The 19,623-nt window shown below is 72.5% G+C and carries 17 protein-coding genes and 1 riboswitch; of the genes, 8 read left to right on the top strand and 9 right to left on the bottom strand.

What is annotated here, in order from left to right:
* Positions 1–48: 48 nt before the first annotated feature.
* Positions 49–216 carry a hypothetical protein gene (locus ABGB10_RS18795; RefSeq protein ID WP_347662133.1) on the top strand — a complete coding sequence of 56 codons (168 nt, stop codon included), beginning with the start codon at positions 49–51 and terminating at the stop codon, positions 214–216.
* A gap of 41 nt (positions 217–257) precedes the next feature.
* Here the strand turns inward: ABGB10_RS18795 and ABGB10_RS18790 are convergent, their stop codons facing one another.
* Positions 258–1,736 carry a PrsW family intramembrane metalloprotease gene (locus ABGB10_RS18790; RefSeq protein ID WP_347662132.1) on the bottom strand — a complete coding sequence of 493 codons (1,479 nt, stop codon included), beginning with the start codon at positions 1,734–1,736 and terminating at the stop codon, positions 258–260.
* A 23-nt stretch (positions 1,737–1,759) separates the two neighbouring features.
* Positions 1,760–1,880: riboswitch (SAM riboswitch) on the top strand.
* A gap of 70 nt (positions 1,881–1,950) precedes the next feature.
* Between ABGB10_RS18790 and ABGB10_RS18785 the strand changes: the two genes are divergently transcribed.
* Positions 1,951–3,201: an aminotransferase class V-fold PLP-dependent enzyme gene (locus ABGB10_RS18785; protein WP_347662188.1), complete on the top strand. Its 1,251-nt coding sequence runs from the start codon at positions 1,951–1,953 to the stop codon at positions 3,199–3,201.
* An 82-nt stretch (positions 3,202–3,283) separates the two neighbouring features.
* Here the strand turns inward: ABGB10_RS18785 and ABGB10_RS18780 are convergent, their stop codons facing one another.
* Positions 3,284–4,519, bottom strand: coding sequence for an FUSC family protein (locus ABGB10_RS18780; RefSeq protein WP_347662131.1), 1,236 nt, complete (start codon positions 4,517–4,519; stop codon positions 3,284–3,286).
* 107 nt (positions 4,520–4,626) lie between these two features.
* On the opposite strand from ABGB10_RS18780, the gene ABGB10_RS18775 reads away from it, so the two are divergent.
* Entirely contained in the window at positions 4,627–5,283 is a 657-nt protein-coding gene (locus ABGB10_RS18775; protein ID WP_347662130.1) for a metal-dependent phosphohydrolase, read from the top strand.
* Here ABGB10_RS18775 and ABGB10_RS18770 read toward each other — a convergent pair.
* Positions 5,255–5,539, bottom strand: a complete 285-nt coding sequence (locus ABGB10_RS18770) for a DUF4031 domain-containing protein (protein ID WP_347662187.1) — start codon at positions 5,537–5,539, stop codon at positions 5,255–5,257. The genes ABGB10_RS18775 and ABGB10_RS18770 overlap by 29 nt on opposite strands.
* A gap of 68 nt (positions 5,540–5,607) precedes the next feature.
* Between ABGB10_RS18770 and ABGB10_RS18765 the strand changes: the two genes are divergently transcribed.
* Entirely contained in the window at positions 5,608–7,008 is a 1,401-nt protein-coding gene (locus ABGB10_RS18765; RefSeq protein WP_347662129.1) for an FAD-linked oxidase C-terminal domain-containing protein, read from the top strand.
* Between the two features lie 10 nt (positions 7,009–7,018).
* Here the strand turns inward: ABGB10_RS18765 and ABGB10_RS18760 are convergent, their stop codons facing one another.
* Entirely contained in the window at positions 7,019–7,555 is a 537-nt protein-coding gene (locus ABGB10_RS18760) for a hypothetical protein (RefSeq protein ID WP_347662128.1), read from the bottom strand.
* Positions 7,556–7,643: 88 nt separating this feature from the next.
* A complete protein-coding gene (locus ABGB10_RS18755) occupies positions 7,644–9,473 on the bottom strand; it encodes a glycerol-3-phosphate dehydrogenase/oxidase (RefSeq protein ID WP_347662127.1) in 1,830 nt (609 codons plus the stop codon).
* 234 nt (positions 9,474–9,707) lie between these two features.
* Between ABGB10_RS18755 and ABGB10_RS18750 the strand changes: the two genes are divergently transcribed.
* From ABGB10_RS18750 to ABGB10_RS18740, 3 genes are all read left to right on the top strand, one after another.
* Positions 9,708–12,263, top strand: a complete 2,556-nt coding sequence (locus tag ABGB10_RS18750; protein WP_347662126.1) for a S8 family serine peptidase — start codon at positions 9,708–9,710, stop codon at positions 12,261–12,263.
* 16 nt (positions 12,264–12,279) lie between these two features.
* Entirely contained in the window at positions 12,280–13,212 is a 933-nt protein-coding gene (locus ABGB10_RS18745; RefSeq protein WP_347662125.1) for a GNAT family N-acetyltransferase, read from the top strand.
* A 79-nt stretch (positions 13,213–13,291) separates the two neighbouring features.
* The gene (locus ABGB10_RS18740; RefSeq protein WP_347662124.1) at positions 13,292–13,540 is read left to right on the top strand and encodes a hypothetical protein; all 249 of its coding nucleotides are present in this window, start codon (positions 13,292–13,294) and stop codon (positions 13,538–13,540) included.
* A gap of 56 nt (positions 13,541–13,596) precedes the next feature.
* Here the strand turns inward: ABGB10_RS18740 and groL are convergent, their stop codons facing one another.
* From groL to ABGB10_RS18725, 3 genes are all read right to left on the bottom strand, one after another.
* Positions 13,597–15,219: a chaperonin GroEL gene (gene groL / locus ABGB10_RS18735; RefSeq protein ID WP_145778699.1), complete on the bottom strand. Its 1,623-nt coding sequence runs from the start codon at positions 15,217–15,219 to the stop codon at positions 13,597–13,599.
* A 272-nt stretch (positions 15,220–15,491) separates the two neighbouring features.
* A complete protein-coding gene (locus ABGB10_RS18730; protein WP_347662123.1) occupies positions 15,492–16,688 on the bottom strand; it encodes a hypothetical protein in 1,197 nt (398 codons plus the stop codon).
* A 95-nt stretch (positions 16,689–16,783) separates the two neighbouring features.
* Positions 16,784–16,987 carry a cold-shock protein gene (locus tag ABGB10_RS18725; protein WP_278141939.1) on the bottom strand — a complete coding sequence of 68 codons (204 nt, stop codon included), beginning with the start codon at positions 16,985–16,987 and terminating at the stop codon, positions 16,784–16,786.
* A gap of 308 nt (positions 16,988–17,295) precedes the next feature.
* Here ABGB10_RS18725 and ABGB10_RS18720 point away from each other — a divergent pair, with 308 nt between their 5' ends.
* Positions 17,296–17,829, top strand: coding sequence for a GNAT family N-acetyltransferase (locus tag ABGB10_RS18720; protein ID WP_347662122.1), 534 nt, complete (start codon positions 17,296–17,298; stop codon positions 17,827–17,829).
* Between the two features lie 87 nt (positions 17,830–17,916).
* On the opposite strand, the gene paaN is transcribed toward ABGB10_RS18720, so the two are convergent.
* On the bottom strand, positions 17,917–19,590 hold the full coding sequence (gene paaN / locus ABGB10_RS18715) for a phenylacetic acid degradation protein PaaN (protein ID WP_347662121.1): 1,674 nt from the start codon (positions 19,588–19,590) through the stop codon (positions 17,917–17,919).
* Positions 19,591–19,623 lie beyond the last annotated feature (33 nt).

The following is a 19,623-nucleotide window of genomic DNA, read 5'->3' as shown; positions in this document are numbered from 1 at the left end:
GCCGCACGACGGGAAGCCATCCGGCGACCGTGGCCCTGGGGAGGGACGATGCCGATATTCGTGAAGAAGCTGTTGACCTGGGGCAGCGTCGCGTTCTTGATCTACTTCATGGCCTTCCGGCCGGACGGTGCCGCACAGATGTTCCGAGCGATCGGGGCCGCGTTGATCGCGATGTTCCAGGGGTTCGGTGACTTCCTCACCTCGCTGATGACCTGAGCCGCCCTTGACCTGAGCCGCCAACCGGCGGCCACCAGCCGTCAGCTGTGACCCGGGGGCCAGGGCGCGGGCGGTCGCAGGCCGGGCCAGCCGGGCGGGGGGTATCCCACCGGCGGCGGGGCGGGAGCCAGCACCACCGGAATCGGCACCACCGGCTCCTCCGGCGCGTCCACCGGACGCTGGGCGCCGTCCGGGAAGCGCAGGTGGTAACGGCTGCCGTCCCAGATCCCGGTCGGAGCCTGCGGATCCCGACCGACGAAGACCGACCGGTACGCGCTGATCGCGTCCAGCAACTCCCGCTCCTCCCGGGCGGTCCGTTCCTGGTCGGCGGCCTTTCGGTCCAGGCCACGCAGAGTGCCGTCGCGAAGCAGGGCCAACCGGGTGGCGGCGGCCTGGTAACCGCGCATCGCCCGCACCCCGGCGTCACCGGCCACCCGGCGTGCCCAACTGCGGGCCGCGTGCCGGCGGCCGAGGCTGCTCAGCGCGGCCACCTCGGGCGGGCTCAGCCAGCCGGCGCGCACGTAGTCCGGCAGGACGCGCTCGGTGAGCCGCCCCTCCCAGGCGCGCAGCCACACCGCCAACCCCACCGTGCCGAAGAAGACCGGCACCATCAGGCCCAGGAAGCCGTACAGCATGATCACCGCCTCGCCGGTGGCCTGGGTCAGCGTGGGCAGCAGGTTCCACGTGCCGTGCAACATCATCGCCAGCAGCAGGCCGGCGATCGGGGCGAGCACCCGGACCCGCCGGTCGGCCGTCCGCGCCGCGATGCCCAACCCCACACCGGTCATCGAGGTGAAAAGCGGATGGGCGAACCCGAACAGCAGGATCCGCAGGATGAAGATCGCGATGACCTGCTGGATGCCGGTCGCTGGGCCGTACCGGTCGACTCCGGACGCGTAGCCCAACCCGCCCAGGTAGAGGATGTTCTCCACCATGGCGAAGCCGACCGCGGACAGCCCGCAGTAGACCAGGCCGTCGGTGATCCCGGACCACTCGCGACGGCGGAACACCAGCAGCAGGATCGGGCCGAGCGCCTTGGTCGACTCCTCGATGAACGGTGCCACCAGCACTCCGGTCAGCGCGGACGGCAGACCCCAGTCGGCGAAGCGGCCGGCGGCGAAGTCGTTCACGGTGAGCGAGGCGGCGGTGGAGACGAACGCGCCCCAGGCGAAGCAGAAGATCAAGTATTTCAGCGGCTCGGGTTCGTACCGGTCCAGCCAGAGGAAGCAGGCGACCAGTACCGGCACCGGCAGGACGGCGGCGGCCACCCCGATCAGCAGGGCCTGCACACCGAGCGACTGGCCGAGCGTGAAGACCATGAACACCGCGCAGGCGGCGATGAGCAGCACCACCCCGGCCAGCGCCAGGAACCGCCGCCAGCCCAGTCGGCGCCGCGGCATCCGGGGCGCCTCGCCGACGGACGGGGCTGGGGGTGCGGGCGGCGACGGCAGGGGTGAACCGGGCGGGGTGTCGGCCATGCGGTCAGCGTAGCCATCCGCCGCCGGCTGGTCCGGTCGCATCGGTAGCAGTTATGCTGCCGGCAGGTCACGAGTGCCAGCGCGAAGCCCCGGCTTGCTGGCCGGCAACCCTCGTCGAGTTCGCGGTGGGGTGCCCCGGGTGATGACCGGGCCCAGCCCGATCGGTGTGCTGGGCAAGCGCGGACCCCGTCCCGACAGTGCACCCGGGGTCCCTGACCCCGGAGGTTCCGGCGTGCCCGTCACCCTGCTCCCCTCGCTGCCCACCCGCTTCGACGCCGCGCCCGAGCCGGCCTCGTCGGGGCCGCTCGACGTCCTCGGCGTACCGGGCGAGATCAACCTGGACTACGCGGCCAGCGCGCCGTGCGCGCGGGCCGCCGCCGACGCGGTGGCCGAGCTGCTGCCGTGGTACGCGAGCGTGCACCGTGGGGCGGGAGCCCTGTCCCGACGCTGCACCCTGGCCTACGAGCAGGCCCGGCAGACGGTCGGTGACTTCTTCGGTGCCCGCGCCGACGATCACGTGATCTTCACCCGCAACACGACCGACGCGCTGAACCTGCTGGCGCGGGCCCTGCCGGCCGGTACGACTGTGGTCACCTTCGCCAGTGAGCACCACGCCAACCTGCTGCCCTGGCCACGCGGCTCGGTGCGGTTGCCGGTGCCCACCGACCCGGACGCGGCGGTACGCGACCTCGCCGCGGCCCTCACCGAACTGCGCCGGGGCAGCAACCCGGCGCTGCCGGTGCTGGTCGCGGTGACCGGTGCCAGCAACGTGACCGGGGAGCGGTGGCCGGTCGCCGAGCTGGCCCGGGTGGCGCACCGGCATGGCGCCCGGATCGTGCTGGACGCCGCGCAACTCGCCCCGCACGCCCCGGTCGATCTGCTCGCGCTCGACGTCGACTACCTGGCCGTGTCCGGCCACAAGCTGTACGCGCCGTTCGGTGCGGGTGTGCTGGTCGGCACGGCGGACTGGCTGGACGCCGCACCGCCGTACCTGGCCGGGGGCGGCGCCACCAGCCACGTCGGACCGGCCACCCACGACGTGAACTGGGCGACCGGCCCTGCGCGGCACGAGGGCGGCACCCCGAACCTGCTCGGCGCGGTGGCGCTGGCGGCCGTGTGCGCGGCGCTCGGCGACGCCGACCGGGCCGCGCTGGCCGCCCACGAGCAGGCGCTGCTGACTCGACTGCGGACCGGCATCGCCGCTCTGCCGCACGTCGTGGAGCTGCGCACCTTCGGCCCGGACGCGCCCCGCGTCGGGATCGTCTCGTTCGTGGTCGCCGGCCGGGAATCCGGCGACGTGGCCGCGCGGCTGGCCGCCGAGCACCACATCGGCGTACGCGACGGGCTGTTCTGCGCCCACCCGCTGGCCCGGCGTCTGCTCGGCGAGGCGGCGGGGCGTACCGGTCGGCGGGACCTGCCGCCCACCGCGCTGCGTGCCAGCATCGGGCTGGGCAGCACGGCGGCCCAGGTGGACCGGCTGCTCGCGGCGCTCGCCGAACTGGGCTGAGGGCTCGCGCGGCCCGACGCGTCGCGATGTTAGGAAGGGCCCCCTCCTATACATGAGGCGTTAAGGAAGGGCCCTTCCTTGCTCAGCCGACGGGTGGGGCGGTGGGCGGTTTCGGCGTCTCGTCGGGTGTGGCCGGCTCACCGACCGGCCGCTCCTGCTCCCCGAAGGCGGAGCGGATCCACCGGTTCGCCTCCTCCTGCTCGATCCCGGAGGCCACCAGCAGGTCGCTCGCGGTGGTCCGGATCTGGGCGACCACCACGCTGCCGGAGAAGCCGACGCCGGCCCCGTACGCCCGGCCGGCTTCGCTGACCGCCCGCAGGGAGCGCTCCCGGGCCTTCTCCGGCTCCTCCCCAGCGGCGAACTCGTGCTTGAGCAGCCGGACCGACTCGGCGAGGTGACCGATCGCGTCCGGCATCGGATCGGGCACCGGCTCGTCGTCCTCGATGAGGGTCACCGACCGGCGGATCAGCGTGCCGCTGTTACGCATCGCCCGGTCGATCGGGTCGGCCGCCTCCGCGTAGTGGATCAGTTCACTGCGGCGGTGCCAGCGGGCCGGGGAGAGGGTGGCCGTCTCCTTCGCACCCTCGATCGCCTCGGTCAACGTGGCCAGTTCCTCCTTGTTGTCGCGCAGCCGGTCCAGCGCCCGCTGGATGCCGGCGCGGTCCCGACTGCGTAACCCGTCGGCGGTGACGTCGAGTTGGGTGGCGAGCAGGTCCAGCGCCGGCCGGGCGGCCCGGTTGATCACCCGCAGCGGGTTCAGCGGAAGCAACACCGCCGTGACCAGCAGCGCGATCCCACCGCCGAGGAACGCGTCGACGAAGCGGGGGATCTCCAGGTTCTGGGTCGACGGGCTCAACGTCACGATCAGCACCGCCGTGGCCGCCGCCTGGATCACGATGGCCACGCTCGCTCCGGCGAAGATGGTGAGCAGGATCGCCACGGTGACCACCAGACCGAGCTGCCACGCCCCGGTGCCGAGCAGGTAGATCAGGAGGTCACCGACGGCCACCCCGACCCCCACCCCGACGATCAGCTCCATGGTCCGGCGGAACCGCTGGCCGACCGACGCGGCCAGGGTGCCGACCGCGGAGATCGGCGCGAAGACCGGTTGCGGGTTGCCGAGCACCTTGTGCGAGATCAGGTACGCGAGCCCGGCGGCCAGCCCGGCCTGTACGGCGAGTCCGCCGGCCATCCGTACCCGGTGCAGCCGGTCGTGCAGGGTTGCCCGGCCGCGATGGCGCAGTTGTTCGGTGGCCTCGGCGATCCGCGCGCCGTCGATGTCCACCAACCCCTCGCGCAGCGCGGTACGTCGCACCATCGGCTGTCGCTTGTCCCGGGCCACGGCCATGGGCGCGACTACCCGTGGTGGGCCGACTGAATCCTCCCCTCCCGCGCGTCGCGGGCGGATGCGGCAGACTCGGACGGGTGGTTGATCTGCTGGACCGGTGGCGGGCGGTGACCCGGGGCGCTGGCGCGAAACCCGACCCGGACACGACCCGGGCCGGGGAGCAGGTGATCGCCCGGTGGCGGGAGCCGCACCGGCACTATCACACGCTGGCCCACCTGACGGCGGTGCTCGACGTGGTGGACGAGTACGCCGACCTGGCCGCTCGGGCCGACCTGGTCCGGCTGGCGGCCTGGTTCCACGACGCCGTCTACGACCCCCGAGCCGCCGGTCACGCCAACGAACGCGACAGCGCCGCGCTGGCCGACGAGGTGCTCACCGGGCTCGGGGTGCCGGCGCCGACGGTGGCCGAGGTGCGCCGGCTGGTGCTGCTCACCGCCGGGCACACCGTGGCACCGGACGACCGGGACGGTGCCCTGCTGTGTGACGCGGACCTCGCCGTGCTGGCCGCGCCGCCAGCCAACTACGAGCGGTACGCGGCGGCGATCCGCCGGGAGTACGCCCACGTGCCGGAGCCGGCCTTCCGGGCCGGGCGGGCCGCGGTGTTGACCAACCTGTTGGCGCTGCCCACGCTGTTCCGGTGCCCACCGCTGGCGAGCCGGTGGGAGGAGCCCGCCCGGGACAACGTGCGCCGCGAGCTGGCCGCGCTCACCGGGGAGCCGGAGAACGTGGGCTGACCAGGTGCTTCGGGCGACGCAGCCCGGCCGTGCGGAGCAACCGGACCAGTTCCCGGCTCGGCACCACCTGGGCACCGAGCCATACCGCCGCCGCGAACCGGTCGGCCGGGATGTCGTAGTGGTCCCGGTCGAAGCCGCGTCGGGGCGCGCCGAGCGTCTCGGCGAAGGCGTGCAACTCGGCGTACGAGACGTCGCTGATCAGGTGCGACCAGAGCCGACCGCGCCACGGCCAGGCAGGCCGGTCCAGGTAGAGCATGGTGCCCAAGCTATCCCGCACAGTCGATCATGTTGATGATCGCCGGCCGGCGACCTAGCCTCGGCTGCATGGCCCCCACCGATCTCCTCGACGACCTGCGCGACGCGCTCGGCGACGACGCCGTGCTCACCGACCCGGACCTGCTGCGGATGCACCAGCGGGACGAGGCCGACCTGTGCGCCGCCGGCACCCCGCTCGTGGTGACCCGCCCGCGCAGCACCGAACAGGTGGTCGCCGTGGTGCGGGCGGCGGCGCGGCACGGCGTACCGGTGGTGCCGCAGGGCGCGCGGACCGGGCTGGCCGGCGCGGCGAACGCGGTGGACGGCGCGGTGGTGATCAGCACCGTCGCGATGGACGAGATCCGGGAGATCGACCCGGTGAGCCGGATCGCGGTGGTCCAACCCGGCGTGGTCAACGCGGCGCTGGCCGGGGCGGTGGCCAAGCAGGGGCTCTGGTACCCGCCGGACCCCGGTTCCTGGGAGTCGTCGACGATCGGCGGCAACGTGGCCACCAACGCCGGCGGCATGTGCTGCGTGAAGTACGGCGTGACCACCGAGTACGTCCTCGGCCTGGAGGTGGTGCTCGCCTCCGGTGAGGTGCTGCGCACCGGCCGGCGTACCGCCAAGGGGGTGGCCGGTTACGACCTGACCCGGCTCTTCGTCGGCTCGGAGGGCACTCTCGGCGTGATCACCGAAGTGACCGTGGCGCTGCGACCCGCGCCGGCCGACTCGCTGACCCTGGTGGCGGTCTTCCCGTCCACCGCCGCGGCCGGCGCCGCGGTGGCCGAGATCGCGGCTCGTGGGCTCACCCCCAGCCTGTTGGAGCTACTCGACCAGACCCATCTGCGGGCGATCGAGGCGTACCAGCCGATGGGGCTGCGCACCGATGCGCAGGCGCTGCTGCTGGCTGCGGCGGACACCGGCCCGCGGGCCGCCGACGACCTGGCCGGCTTGGCCGGGGTGTGCGAGGCGGCCGGCGCCGACGAGGTCTACGCGGCCACCGACGCGGTGGAGGCGGCGGCGCTGCTCCAGGCCCGTCGGCTGGCGCACCCGGCGATGGAGAAGTTCGCCGCCGACGCGTACCCGGGTGGCAACGGCGGTCTGGTGATCGACGACGTGGCGGTGCCGCGTGGTTCGCTCGCGGCGCTGCTGGACGGGGTAGCCCGGATCGCGGCGGAGTGCGAGGTGCCGATCGGTGTGGTGGGGCACGCCGGGGACGGCAACATGCACCCGAACATCGTGGTCGACCGGGCCGACCCGGCGAGCGTGGAGCGGGGCCGGCGCGCGTTCGACGAGATCATGCGGCTCGGCCTCGACCTGGGTGGCACGTGCACCGGCGAGCACGGGGTGGGGCTGCTCAAGCGGGACTGGCTGGCCCGGGAGATCGGGCCGGTCGGCGTCCGGGTGCACCAGGCGATCAAGTCGGCGCTCGACCCGGCCGGTCTGCTCAACCCGGGCAAGGTGCTCTGACCGGCTGCGGTCAGCCCTTGACCTCGGCCGGGGTCGCCTGGGTGAGTAGCAGCAGGATCTCGCCGGCGACCGGTGTGCGCTCCTCGCCCGGGCAGTCCTGCGAGGTGACCAGCCCGGCCGAGGTGATGAGGCTGGACGTCAGCGCGTCGATGCAGGTGGTCCGGTAGCGCCGGGCCTGGTCGGTCTCGTCGGCCAGCGCCGGGTTGGCGAGCAGCACCTGGAGCCGTTCGGTCAGCTCCGGGGCGAGGGTGCCCCGGGAGGTCACGCCGTCGCCGGCGCAGTCGAGGCACTGCCACGCGCCGTCCCGCTCGACGCTCAGGGTGCGCAGTGGGCCGTCCTCGCCGAGCCGTTGGAGCAGGCTGACCTGACCGGCGGCAACGGTGGTGGGGATCTCCAGTTGCGACCCACCCCCCGCCACGGCTGAGGTCGGTTGCGCGACTGTTTTACCCGGCTCGTCACCGCCGAACAGCGAGCACCCGGCCAGGGCACCGGCGAGCGCGACGGCGAGGAGGGGTGGGAGCAGACGGGGGCGCGCGCGGGGTAGCACGCGCGGAAACCTACCCCACCGTAGGTAGCGTTCGAAACCACCATCCGGGTCGGTATCGATGGTTACCCATTGGTAACGTCGCAATTCGTCATCGAGCGGACGACCGCAGCTCCGCCTCGTCGTCGCCACCCCGGTCGGCCGCGTAACCCCGGACGTCCGGGGCGCCGAGCCGGGCCGCGTCCGCAGCCGCGTCGTCCGGCATCAACTGGGACTGCCGCTCCGCCTCCACCCGGGCGCGGTAGTGCTCCACCTCGCGGGCCCGGGTGGCCGCGTCCCAACCGAGCACCGCGCCCATCAGTTCGGCGGCGTGCTCCGCCGACTCCAACCCCCGATGGCTGGTCTCGAACGAGATCCGCGTCCTCCGGGTCAGCACGTCCTCCAGGTGCAGCGCACCCTCGGCTCGCGCCGCGTACGCGACCTCGGCCGCCAGATACTCCGGAGCACCCGCCAGCGGGGACGCGAGCAGTGGATCGGCGTCGACCAGCGCCAGCAGGTCCAGGGTGAGGCTGCCGTACCGCTCCAGCAGGTGCTCCACCACGCCCACCGGCACGCCGTGCCGGCGAGCCAGGTCGGCCCGGTCACGCCACATCGCCGGGTAACCGTCGGCACCCAGCAGCGGCAGGTCGGCGGTGCGCGACGGGCGGGTGCCGCCGAGGCGGCGGGCCGCACGGTCGACCACGTCGGAGGCCATCACCCGGTACGTCGTGTACTTGCCGCCGGCCACCAACAGCAACCCGAGCATGGGCTCGAAGACCGCGTGCTCGCGGGAGAGCTTCGAGGTCGAGTCGGCCTCACCGGCCAGCAGCGGCCGCAGCCCCGCGTAGACGCCCTCGATGTCGGCGGTGGTCAACGGCCGGTCCAGCACGGTGTTGACCTGTTCGAGGAGGTAGTCGATGTCACTCGCGGAGGCGGCCGGGTGGGACCGGTCCAGCCGCCAGTCGGTGTCGGTGGTGCCGATGATCCAGTGCCCGCCCCACGGGATGACGAAGAGCACCGACTTCGCCGTACGCAGGATGAGCCCCGTCTCACCGGTGATCGCCGAGCGGGGCACCACCAGGTGCACCCCCTTGGAGGCGCGCACCCGGATGCCGGGCCGCAGGCCCACGTCGTTGAGCATCCGGGACATGTCGTCGCTCCACACACCCGTGGCGGCGATGACGGTGCGGGCGTGCACCTCGAACTCCGCGTCCGGTGAGCCCGCCGGTGCCTCCAGGTCGCGTACGCGGACGCCGGTCACCTCACGCGCCTGCCGGATCAGCCCGACGGCACGGGCGCTGCTCACCACTGTCGCGCCGAGGCTGGCGGCGGTGCGGGCCAGGGTGACCACCAGACGTGCGTCGTCGACCTGCCCGTCGTAGTAGCGGATCGCCCCGGCCAGCGCGTCGGCTCGCAGACTCGGGAAGATCCGCCGGGCGCCCTCCCGGGTCAGGTGCCGGTGCAGGGGCATCCCCCGGCCGCCGCCGAACAGCCCAGCGAAGGCGTCGTAGGTGGCCACGCCGGCACCGTAGTACGAGCGGCGGAAGATTCGGCCCGGCAGGTCGCGCAGGCCCCGCCCGGCCGGCAGCGGCACCAGGAACGGCACCGGACGCACCAGGTGCGGCGCGAGCCGGGTGGCGAGCAGGCCGCGCTCGGTGAGCGCCTCGTGCACCAGGTTGAACTCCAACTGCTCCAGGTAGCGCAGGCCACCGTGGATGAGTTTGCTGGACCGGCTGGAGGTGCCGGAGGCGAGGTCGCGCGCCTCGACGAGGGCCACCTTGAGGCCCCGGGACGCCGCGTCCAGGGCCGCACCGGCACCGGTCACCCCGCCCCCGATGACCAGCACGTCGAAGCGCTCGGCGCGCAGTCGACGCAGGTCGGAGGCACGGCGGACCGGCGACAGTTGGCCGGCGGCGGATCGGGAGACATTGGGGTCACGCACCCGTCCACCGTAACCCCGTGCCAGCCTGTCGACATTCGTCGCCCGACCGTGCCGTGCTCGCATCCACCCCGCTCGGACCGGCGTAGCCGCCCCTCCTGCCTTGGTCAGGTGATGGAAAACAGGTGCCTGCGACGATCAGGACCTACTTTTCATCACCTGATCACTGCGGGCCTCCATCCGTCCGCGACGCGATGTCCGGGTCTAACCGTTCGACATTGGTCGTAAGGTTCTCGGATGCACGGTGAGCCTGCGCACCACGAACTCAACGATCGCGGTTCCCCCTGGCCGGTGGTCGTGGCCGTGCTGGTCGGCTGCTGGACGGTCGCGGTCACCGTGGCCATCCAGTCCGGCGGTTGGGTCACCGATCAGGTACTGCTCGGGTTCGGACGGGACCGGGTCGGTTGGCTCTGGCCCGTGCTCGGGCTGGTCGCCGTCGTGCTGGTGGGCACGCCCGCCCTGCTGCTGGCCGTGCTGCCCCGCTCGACCACGGTCCGGGCCACCGGGCGGGTCTGGCTCGTCGGGGCCGTCGCGCTCGCGGTGTTCACCGCGCTGCGGGTCGTGCCGCCGGTGCACCACGAGGCGTACCTCGCCGCGCTGGCCGGCCTGGCCGGACTCACCGCACTTGTCGTGCGCTGGTCGGCGCGCCGTGGGACGTACCCCGGAGCAGCTGACGCGGTCGTCGGCGCGGCATCCACCGAAGACAGCGACGCCGCGCGGACCGGGGCCGGCGGGGCCCCACGGGTCGAGGCCGGCGACGTCGCGCAGACCGGGGCCGAGCCGGCCGGGCACGCACGTCGGCCCGGTGCGGTGCCGCTGCTCGCGGTCGCCGCCGGGTTGGCGATGCTGCTGCCGTGGGCCTGGCTGGGCGCGCTCGGCGGGCTCCTGGAGACCGTGCTCGCGCTGCTGGCGTCCGCCGCGCTCGGAGTGCTGGCCGCGACCCTGTTGGACGCCACGTTCTGGTCCCGGTTCGCGGTCGGCCGGCCGCCCCGGCCGGCTCGGCTGGTGCTGGTCGGGGGCCTGGTCGCCGGGGTGGCGCTACTCCTGCTCGCCGCCGGCACGGGCCAGTCCGGTGCACAGTTGCCCGCGCTGTGGACCCTGCCGCCGGCGGGTTTCGCACTGGCCGCACTGTGGGCCGCTGCCTGGCGGCCCACCGTCGACCCGGCCGCCTCCGTGCGCGCCGGCCGGACGGCGACCGGTTGGCTCGTGGGCCTGGCCGCACTCGGCCCGCTCGCCTTCACCGACCCGGAAGAGATCACCCTGCTGCTGGTCGGCACCCGGGACGTTCCGTTCTGGGTGGCGGCCGCCGCCGGCGCCGGGCTCGCCGTCGCCGTCCTGGTCGCCATCGGGTACGCGGTGCTGCTCGCCCGACCGTCGGCGCGTACCCCGAGCCGTCGGTTCGCCGCAGCGACCGCCGTGGTGCTGTTGGTGGCGTTCGGTGTGGTCGACCTCGGCCCCGGCCAACCGGGTCTGTACGGCGAGCGGCTGCTCGTGGTGCTGCGCGCGCAGGCGGACCTGACCGGTCTGCCGACCGGCGCGGCGGGTCGGGCCGGGCGGGATGCCCGCGCGACGGAGGTCTACCGGCGGCTGGTGACGACCGCCGAGCAGAGCCAGGCCGACCTGGTCCGGGAGCTGACCCGGCTCCGACTCGACCCGGTGTCGTACTACCTCGTGAACGCGGTCGAGGTGGACGGCGGCCCGGTGGTGCGCGCGTGGCTCGCCCGCCGGCCGGAGGTGGCCCGGGTGCTGATCAGCCAGCGCCTCCGACCACTGCCGGCACCGGCCGGGCAGAGCCGGGGCACCGCGCCCAAGCCCACCGGTCCGGAATGGAACATCCGCCAGATCGGCGCCGACCGGGTGTGGTCCCAGCTCGGGGTGACCGGCGCGGGCATCGTGGTCGGCAGCTCGGATTCGGGGGTGGACGGCACCCATCCGGCGCTGCGACCCGGGTTCCGTGGCGGCGACGACTCCTGGTACGACCCGTGGGACGGCACCCGCAGCCCGACCGACCAGGGCGGGCACGGCACCCACACGGTGGGCAGCGCGGTCGGGCGGGACGGCATCGGGGTGGCACCGGACGCGCAGTGGGTGGGCTGCGTCAACCTGGACCGCAACCTCGGCAGCCCCGGGCACTACCTGGACTGTCTCCAGTTCATGCTGGCACCCTTCCCGACCGGCGGCGACCCGTTCACGGACGGCCGCCCGGAGCGCGCCCCGCAGGTGCTGACCAACTCGTGGGGCTGCCCGCCCATCGAGGGTTGCGACCGGGGCGTGCTGCGGCCGGCCACCGCGGCGCTGGACGCCGCCGGGATCTTCGTGGTCGCCGCAGCCGGCAACACCGGGCCGTGGTGCGCGTCGATCGACGACCCACCAGCCCCGTTCCCGGACGTGCTGACCGTGGGGGCGGTGGACTCGCAGCGACGGGTCGCCGAGTTCTCCTCGCGCGGGCCGGTTCCGGGCAGCCCGGGTAAGCCGGACGTGCTCGCACCGGGTGTGGGGGTGGTGTCGGCCATGCCGGGTGGCACGTACGCCGCGTTGGACGGCACCTCGATGGCGACCCCGCAGGTGGCGGGGGTGGTCGCACTGATGTGGTCGGCGAACCCGGCGCTGGTCGGCGATGTGACCCGGACCCGGCAGATCCTGCGGGACACCGCCACGGCGGCCACGCCGACCTACCGCTCCAGCAACCCGTCCGACGCCTGTGGTGCTCCGTCGAACATCACCGGGGCCGGTCAGGTCGACGCCTACGCCGCCGTTGGCGCTGCCGCGGGGGTGCGACCCGGTACCCGGTGATCTAGGGTCGGCGACCATGGACGCCGAGATCACCGTCACCGAGCTGAGCGCCGACCTGGTCCCCGCCGTGGTGCGGCTCTGCGAACAGGCTCTCGACCTGCCCGAGGACGCCGCCGAGGCGGCCCCCATCGTGGACGTGCTCTGGCCCCGGGCCACCGCCGGCCGGCAGGTGGTCGGCCTGGGAGCGTACCGGGGAGCGGACCTGGTCGGGGTGCTGCTCTGCTCCGTGTCGTCGACCGAGCCGGGCATCGGGCACGTGGACCTGGTCGCCGTCCTCCCGGATCAGCGCCGCCGAGGCGTCGGCCGTTCGCTGCTGCGACGGGCCGAGCGGGTGCTCGCCGAGCGCGGCGCGACCGAGGTGCTGCTGGCCGGGAACCCGCCGTACTACGCCTGGCCGGGCATCGACGTCCGCTACACGCCGGCGGTGTGTGCCGCCCTCGCGCTCGGCTACCAGCAGGACCGGACCGCCTGGAACATGACCGCCGACCTGTCGTACGACGGGTCGCCGGCGCTGCGGTCCACCGAGGCGGCGGAGCGTCGGCTGGCCGACCAGGGCGTGACCGTACGCCGGGCGGAGCCGAGGGACCTGCCGGCGCTTACCGCGTTCGCCCGGTCCACCTTCGGTGGCACGTGGGACGGCGAGCTGGCCGGGTCGGTGGGTCGGGACGGGGCTGGCTGCCACCTGGCGGAGCGGGGCGGCGAGGTGCTGGGCTTCGCCGCGTACGGGTCGTCCCGGCCGAGCTGGTTCGGGCCGATGGGCACCGCGCCGGTAGCCGAGGGGTCGGGCATCGGTGGGGTGCTGCTGCGGCGCTGCCTGCGGGATCAGCAGGCAGCGGGCCTGGACCGTGCGCAGATCGGCTGGGTGGGGCCGGTCCCGTTCTACTCGGGCAGCGCGGGCGCCTGGATCGAGCGGGTCTTCTTCCTGTACCGACGGACCTTGACGGAATAAACACGTCAAAACGGGATATAGATTCATTCGCCCGCACCGGCCATCGACGCCCTTTACCGTTTCGGTAGAGGAGGCAGCCATGACCACGGATGACGACCAGACCGAGGACGGCCCGCCGATCACCTGGAAGCCGGTCGGTGAACTCCCCGGCCAACTGCCGTTCGACCGGCTCGACTACGGCGATGCCGAGCAACTCGCCGAGATGACCACCGACGGGGAGCCGTCGACGGTCGAGGAGTCGCGCGAGATGGTGGACGCCCCGATCCAACTGCTTCCGCCGTACGACCGGGCGCAGAAACGGCGCAACCAGCGCCCACTACCGACCTGACGACGAACGGGGCGGACCGCGTCAGCGGCCCGCCCCGTTCGGTGTCGGAACTGGACTCAGAAGTCCATGTCCCCGCCACCCGGGCCAGCCGGGGCAGCCGGGGTCTTCTCCGGCTTGTCCGCGACAACGGCCTCGGTGGTGAGGAACAGCGCCGCGATGGAAGCGGCGTTCTGCAGCGCGGAGCGCGTCACCTTGGCCGGGTCGATGATGCCCGCGGCCAGCAGGTCGACGTACTCACCGTTGGCGGCGTTGAGGCCGTGACCCGACTCGAGGTTACGGACCTTCTCCACCACGACGCCGCCCTCGAGGCCGGCGTTGACGGCGATCTGCCGCAGCGGGGCGTCCAGCGCGACCTTGACGATGTTCGCGCCGGTCGCCTCGTCGCCGACCAGGTCGAGCTTGTCGAAGGCGGTCTTGCCGGCCTGGACCAGCGCGACGCCACCACCCGGGACGATGCCCTCCTCGACGGCGGCCTTCGCGTTGCGAACGGCGTCCTCGATGCGGTGCTTGCGCTCCTTGAGCTCGACCTCGGTGGCCGCGCCGACCTTGATGACCGCAACGCCGCCGGCCAGCTTGGCCAGCCGCTCCTGCAGCTTCTCCCGGTCGTAGTCGGAGTCGCTCTTGTCGATCTCGGCCCGAATCTGGTTGACCCGGCCCTGGATCTGCTCGGCGTCACCGGCACCGTCGACGATGGTGGTCTCGTCCTTGGTCACCACGACCTTGCGGGCGCGGCCCAGCATGTCGAGGCTGGCGGCGTCGAGCTTGAGGCCGACCTCCTCGCTGATGACCTGGCCACCGGCGAGGATGGCGATGTCGGTCAGCATGGCCTTGCGGCGGTCACCGAAGCCCGGCGCCTTGACGGCGACCGACTTGAAGGTGCCACGGACCTTGTTGACCACCAGGGTGGCGAGAGCCTCGCCCTCCAGGTCCTCGGCGATGATCAGCAGCGGCTTGCCCGACTGCATGACCTTCTCCAGGATCGGGAGCAGGTCCTTCACCGACGAGATCTTGCTGTTGGCGATCAGGATGTACGGGTCGTCGAAGACGGCCTCCATACGCTCCGGGTCGGTCATGAAGTAGGCCGAGATGTAGCCCTTGTCGAAGCGCATACCCTCGGTGAGCTCCAGCTCCAGCCCGAAGGTGTTGCTCTCCTCGACGGTGATGACGCCTTCCTTGCCGACCTTGTCCATCGCCTCGGCGATGATCTCGCCGACGGTGCTGTCGCCAGCGGAGATGGAGGCGGTGGAGGCGATCTGCTCCTTGGTCTCGACGTCCTTGGCGAGCTTGGACAGCTCCTCCGAGACGCTCGCGACCGCGGCCTCGATGCCCCGCTTCAGGGCCATCGGGTTGGCGCCGGCGGCCACGTTGCGCAGGCCCTCGCGAACCAGGGCCTGGGCCAGGACGGTCGCCGTCGTCGTGCCGTCACCGGCAACGTCGTCGGTCTTCTTGGCGACCTCCTTGACCAGCTCAGCGCCGATCTTCTCGTACGGGTCCTCGAGCTCGATCTCCTTGGCGATGCTCACACCATCGTTGGTGATGGTGGGGGCACCCCACTTCTTCTCGAGCACGACGTTGCGGCCCTTGGGGCCGAGCGTCACCTTCACGGCGTCGGCGAGCTGGTTCATGCCCCGCTCGAGGCCGCGGCGCGCCTCTTCGTCGAACGCGATCATCTTGGCCATACGGCGTTGTCCTCCTGGACACTCACGGGCCACCCGAGATGTGTGCCTCGGATGGGCCGCCTGGTGTACGCACCTTGGGACGTCGCCACCTGGCGACGACGACGTCCTTCGGCCGGGCCGGATAGCCCGCGACGACCGGCCATGTGCCGCCCCGGCGTCTCCACGCCGGTGCAACCTGGCCCCACCGTCCCGACCATTGGCACTCACGGTATGCGAGTGCCAATGACTTGTTTAGCACTCTCCCCTGCCGAGTGCAAGCACGATGAGGCCGCTCAGCCGAGTTCCGCAGCCAGTCCGGCAGCGTTCACCGGCGCCTCATGGGCGCGCTGCTCGGTGTACGTCAGCAACAGACCGATCATCTGGGCGAGGTGAGCCGGCAGGGCCAGCACCGCGGTGACCCCGATCACCACCACCGCGCCGATCGCGGTGCCCGCCGAAGCGAAGGGATCCGTACCGAATGCGGAGGTGCCGACCCCTTCCAGAGCGCTGGCGACAAAACTGACCACGATCACCGCGAGGGCCACCAGGGCCACCCGACCGAGCAGCAGGCCGAGCCGGTCGTGGAACATCCGGAACGACCGGCCGATCGGGTTGTGGCGCTCGAAGAGGTACACCGGGCCGGCCATGCTCAGCGCGAACGCCAGGTAGATGCCCGGCAGTACGCAGAAGCAGAAACCGATGCCGATGAGCAGACTGACCAGCAGGGTCCAGCCCCACAGCCCGAGCGCCCGACGGAGGCCGTAGCGCAGCGCGGAGTCGAGGCTGGCCGGTTGACCGACGGCCTGCCGGGTGATCACCCAACTGCCGGCGGCCCACCCGACGGCCTGCACCAGGCCGATCACCAGGCTCCCGCCGACCAGCACGGCCAGGAGGCCCACCAGGTCGGCGACGAAGTTGTCCGGCAGCGCGGCGGTCGGATTCGTCTCGGCATCGACAGCCCAATTCGCCGACGGGTCCAGCCCGAGAGAGATCACCGACAGCACCGCCGCGGGCAACACCTGGGTGAGCAGCATGATGGGCACCAACTGCCGCCAGCCCCGGCGCAGCGCTCCCCCGCACCTGTTGAACCAGCCGCCGATGCCGGCACCGGGCGGCGTGACCAGGGGATCGTTCGGGTCGAACCCGTAACCGGGCGGGTACCACCCACCCGGCGGCCCTGGATACCAGGGCTGCCCACCATAGGGACCCGCCCCGGGCGGGTAGCCCCCGGTGGGCGGAAACACCCAGCCCTGTGGCGGCGGACCACCCGCACCCCAGGCACCCTGGGCGGGGTCGCCACCCGGCGGCGGACCACCCGTACCCCAGGCACCCTGCGTGGAGCCCCACCCTGGCGGCGGACCGACCGGCGGTACGCCTGGCTCCGCACCCGGCGGCGGACCGGCGGGGCCGGGTTGGCTCTGGGGCGGGTCGGATGGGCCCGGCTCACCCGGCCCGGAGGGTGGGGTGGACGAGGGTGGCTGGTCGGTCATGAACGCTCCTCAGCATTGGCTGGAACGGTTCACGATCTTCCCGGTTGCACGCCCGTGCCGCAGCCCCGACGCGCGGGCCGTTCGGTGCGGGAGATTCAGCCGATCACGCGTACGCGCTCCGCCTGCGGGCCCTTCTGGCCCTGCGCGATCTCGAACTCCACCCGCTGACCGTCCTCCAACGCCTTGTAGCCGTCCATCTCGATCGCGGAGAAGTGGACGAACACGTCCTGACCGCCGTCGACGGCGATGAAGCCGTAACCCTTTTCGGCGTTGAACCACTTCACGGAACCCTGTGCCACGGTGCCACTTCCTCACTGTGCGCGGCGTTGCCAACCCGGCGCACGGCACAGCCGGACGCCATCGGAGCACCGCCTCAGCAATCGATGACGGCCATTGAAAGCGGTGACCGAAATCGCACGCTACACGAGGAGTGACAGCCGTGCACGACCACAAATCGGGCATACTTCAATGCGGCCCGATCACCTCCGTGGACCCGTTTTCCGACCCGTCGATCCATGGTGGTGGATCACGGTGAGGGCCGCTGGGCTACCGGCTGTCGGAGAGGCGCGGCCAGAACCGGGTTCGTCCCTGTGATAGGCATGCGGACATGACCACCGACACGGGCTCGCCCGGCCTGCGACAGGCGGAGATCCGCCGAGTCAGACCGATGGACGCCGCCCGGATGCGGGCGCTGCGGCTGGAGATGCTCGCCGACGCACCGTTGGCCTTCCTGGAGACGATCGCGGAGGCGGCAGCCCGACCGCACAACGAGTACGCGGCGCGGGTCGCCTACACCTCAGCCGGCCCGAACAACGCGCAGTTCGTCGCGGACCCGGGCGGCGGGCGGCTGGTCGGGCACGCCGGAGGGACCACCGCCCCGACCGAGGCAGGGCTTACCGTGATCTACGCCGTGTACGTCACGCCCGCCTGGCGGGGCAGCGGCCTGCTCGGCGAACTGATCGACGGCGTGGCCGCCTGGTCGCGGGCCTGCGGCCGACCGGAACTGCTGCTGGAGGTCGTGGTGGGCAACGACCGGGCCTACCGCGCCTACCAACGGCTCGGCTTCGAGGACACCGGCGTACGAGTCCCCCACCCGAACATTCCCGCCCTGACGGAGCTGCAGATGCGCCGCCCGGCCTGAGCCGCCCTCCGGTCGGCGACCCGTGATCAAGAGGTTTGCGTCAGGAATCGCGTTCGCCCTGACGCAAACCTCTTGATCACCTCGGCGTCAGGCCGGGCGTCGGGACTGGACGATCCGGAAGCGGTTGGCTACGTAGGCCCCGTCGGTCAGCGCCGAGTTGGCTGCCGCGTTGGCGCCACTGCCGTGGAAGTCGGAGAACGCGGCCGACTGGTTCACGAAGACCCCGCCGGTGAGGTTGCAGGACAGGTGCACCCCGACCTCGACCGCCACCGCCTCGGTGGCGTCCAGCACCGACTCGTCGGTGGAGTAGACCCCGGCGGTGAGCGCGCCCTTCTCGCCGACCGTGCGACGCAGCAGCTCCAGGCTGTGCGCGGTGGAGTCGGTGGCGATGGCGAACGAGATCGGCCCGAACCACTCCCGGCCGTACGTCTCCGCGTCGTCCGCGGTCAGCTTCACGATCGTCGGGGTACGCACCACCGCGTCGGCGTACGCCGGGTGGTCCACAGCCCGCGACTCCAGCACCGGCTCGCCGACCTTGGTGACCTCGGCCAGCCGCTCCAGCACCCCGTCGTTGACGATGGCGCCGGTCAGCTCCACACCTCGGGCCGGGTCCGCGGTGAGCTTGCCGACCGCCGCAGCGATCCCGCCGGCCACCTCGTCGAAGCTCTTGTGCCCCTGGTCGGTCTCGATGCCGCCGGCCGGGATGAGGATGTTCTGCGAGGTGGTGCACATCTGCCCGCTGTAGAGGGTCAGCGTGAAGCCGAGATTGCGGCACAAGCCGGCGAAGTCGTCGGTGGAGTCGATGACGACGGTGTTCAGACCGGCCTTCTCGGTGTAGACCGACGCCTGCCGGGCGTGCGTCTCCAACCAGTCGCCGTACTCGGTGGAACCGGTGAAGTCGACGATCTTGACGGCCTGGTGCAGGGCCAGGTCGCTGGCGAGCTTCTCACCGGGGGCTTCGGCCGCCAGCATGATCAGGTTCGGGTCGAACCCGGCCTCGGCGAGCACCTCCCGGGCGTACTTCACGGTGATGGCCAGCGGCAGCACCGCGCGCGGGTGCGGCTTGACGATCACCGGGTTGCCGGTGACCAGCGAGGCGAACAGGCCGGGGTACGAGTTCCAGGTCGGGAAGGTGTTGCAGCCGATCACCAGCGCCACCCCACGCGGCACCACGTGGAACGTCTTGGTCATCCGCAGCGGGTCACCCTTGCCGGCGGCCTTCTCCCAGCCCGCCGTGCCCGGGTGCCGGGTCATCTCGGCGTACGCGTACGCCAGCGCTTCCAGCGCCCGGTCCAGCGCGTGCGCGCCACCGGCCTGGAAGGCCATCACGAACGCCTGCCCGCTGGTGAACTGCACCGCGTTCGCCAGCTCGAAGATGTGCCTGTGCAGCCGGTCGAGGATCTCCAGGCAGACGCCGACCCGGGCCTGCGGGCCGGCGTCGCGCCACGCCGGCAGCGCGGCGGAGGCGGCGCTGATCAGCTCGCCGGGGCCGGCGTGCGGGTACCGCACCGCCAACTCCACCCCGAACGGGCTCGTCTCGGTGGCGACCCGGTCGCCGCTGCCGGGCTGGTCGAGCGGAAAGTCACCACCGAGGTACGCCTCGAAGGCGGACTTACCGTCGGCGGCGGCGGTCTCGCCGTACACCCGAGGGCTGGGGGATTCGGGGTAGGCGGACCAGTAGCCCCGCTCCGTGATCGCGGTCAGCGCACGGTTGAGGGTGTCGGCGTGCCTGTCGTACAGGGGATGCGGGGTCTCCGTCATGCCCGCAATCATGCCGCAGTCGGGTTCCGGAGC

The sequence above is a fragment of the Micromonospora sp. B9E7 genome, from assembly GCF_039871815.1.
Classification (GTDB): domain Bacteria; phylum Actinomycetota; class Actinomycetes; order Mycobacteriales; family Micromonosporaceae; genus Micromonospora.
The sequence above is the reverse complement of the archived record's forward strand: the minus strand, read 5'-3'. Positions and strand labels throughout refer to the sequence as shown.

Bases quoted from the DNA above. Each gene is read 5' to 3' on its own strand.
- ABGB10_RS18795 (WP_347662133.1), top strand. From the start codon at position 49: ATGCCGATATTCGTGAAGAAGCTGTTGACCTGGGGCAGCGTCGCGTTC.
- ABGB10_RS18790 (WP_347662132.1), bottom strand. From the start codon at position 1,736: ATGCGACCGGACCAGCCGGCGGCGGATGGCTACGCTGACCGCATGGCC.
- ABGB10_RS18780 (WP_347662131.1), bottom strand. From the start codon at position 4,519: ATGGTGCGACGTACCGCGCTGCGCGAGGGGTTGGTGGACATCGACGGC.
- ABGB10_RS18770 (WP_347662187.1), bottom strand. From the start codon at position 5,539: ATGCTCTACCTGGACCGGCCTGCCTGGCCGTGGCGCGGTCGGCTCTGG.
- ABGB10_RS18765 (WP_347662129.1), top strand. From the start codon at position 5,608: ATGGCCCCCACCGATCTCCTCGACGACCTGCGCGACGCGCTCGGCGAC.
- ABGB10_RS18750 (WP_347662126.1), top strand. From the start codon at position 9,708: ATGCACGGTGAGCCTGCGCACCACGAACTCAACGATCGCGGTTCCCCC.
- ABGB10_RS18745 (WP_347662125.1), top strand. From the start codon at position 12,280: ATGGACGCCGAGATCACCGTCACCGAGCTGAGCGCCGACCTGGTCCCC.
- ABGB10_RS18740 (WP_347662124.1), top strand. From the start codon at position 13,292: ATGACCACGGATGACGACCAGACCGAGGACGGCCCGCCGATCACCTGG.
- groL (WP_145778699.1), bottom strand. From the start codon at position 15,219: ATGGCCAAGATGATCGCGTTCGACGAAGAGGCGCGCCGCGGCCTCGAG.
- ABGB10_RS18730 (WP_347662123.1), bottom strand. From the start codon at position 16,688: ATGACCGACCAGCCACCCTCGTCCACCCCACCCTCCGGGCCGGGTGAG.
- ABGB10_RS18720 (WP_347662122.1), top strand. From the start codon at position 17,296: ATGACCACCGACACGGGCTCGCCCGGCCTGCGACAGGCGGAGATCCGC.
- paaN (WP_347662121.1), bottom strand. From the start codon at position 19,590: ATGACGGAGACCCCGCATCCCCTGTACGACAGGCACGCCGACACCCTC.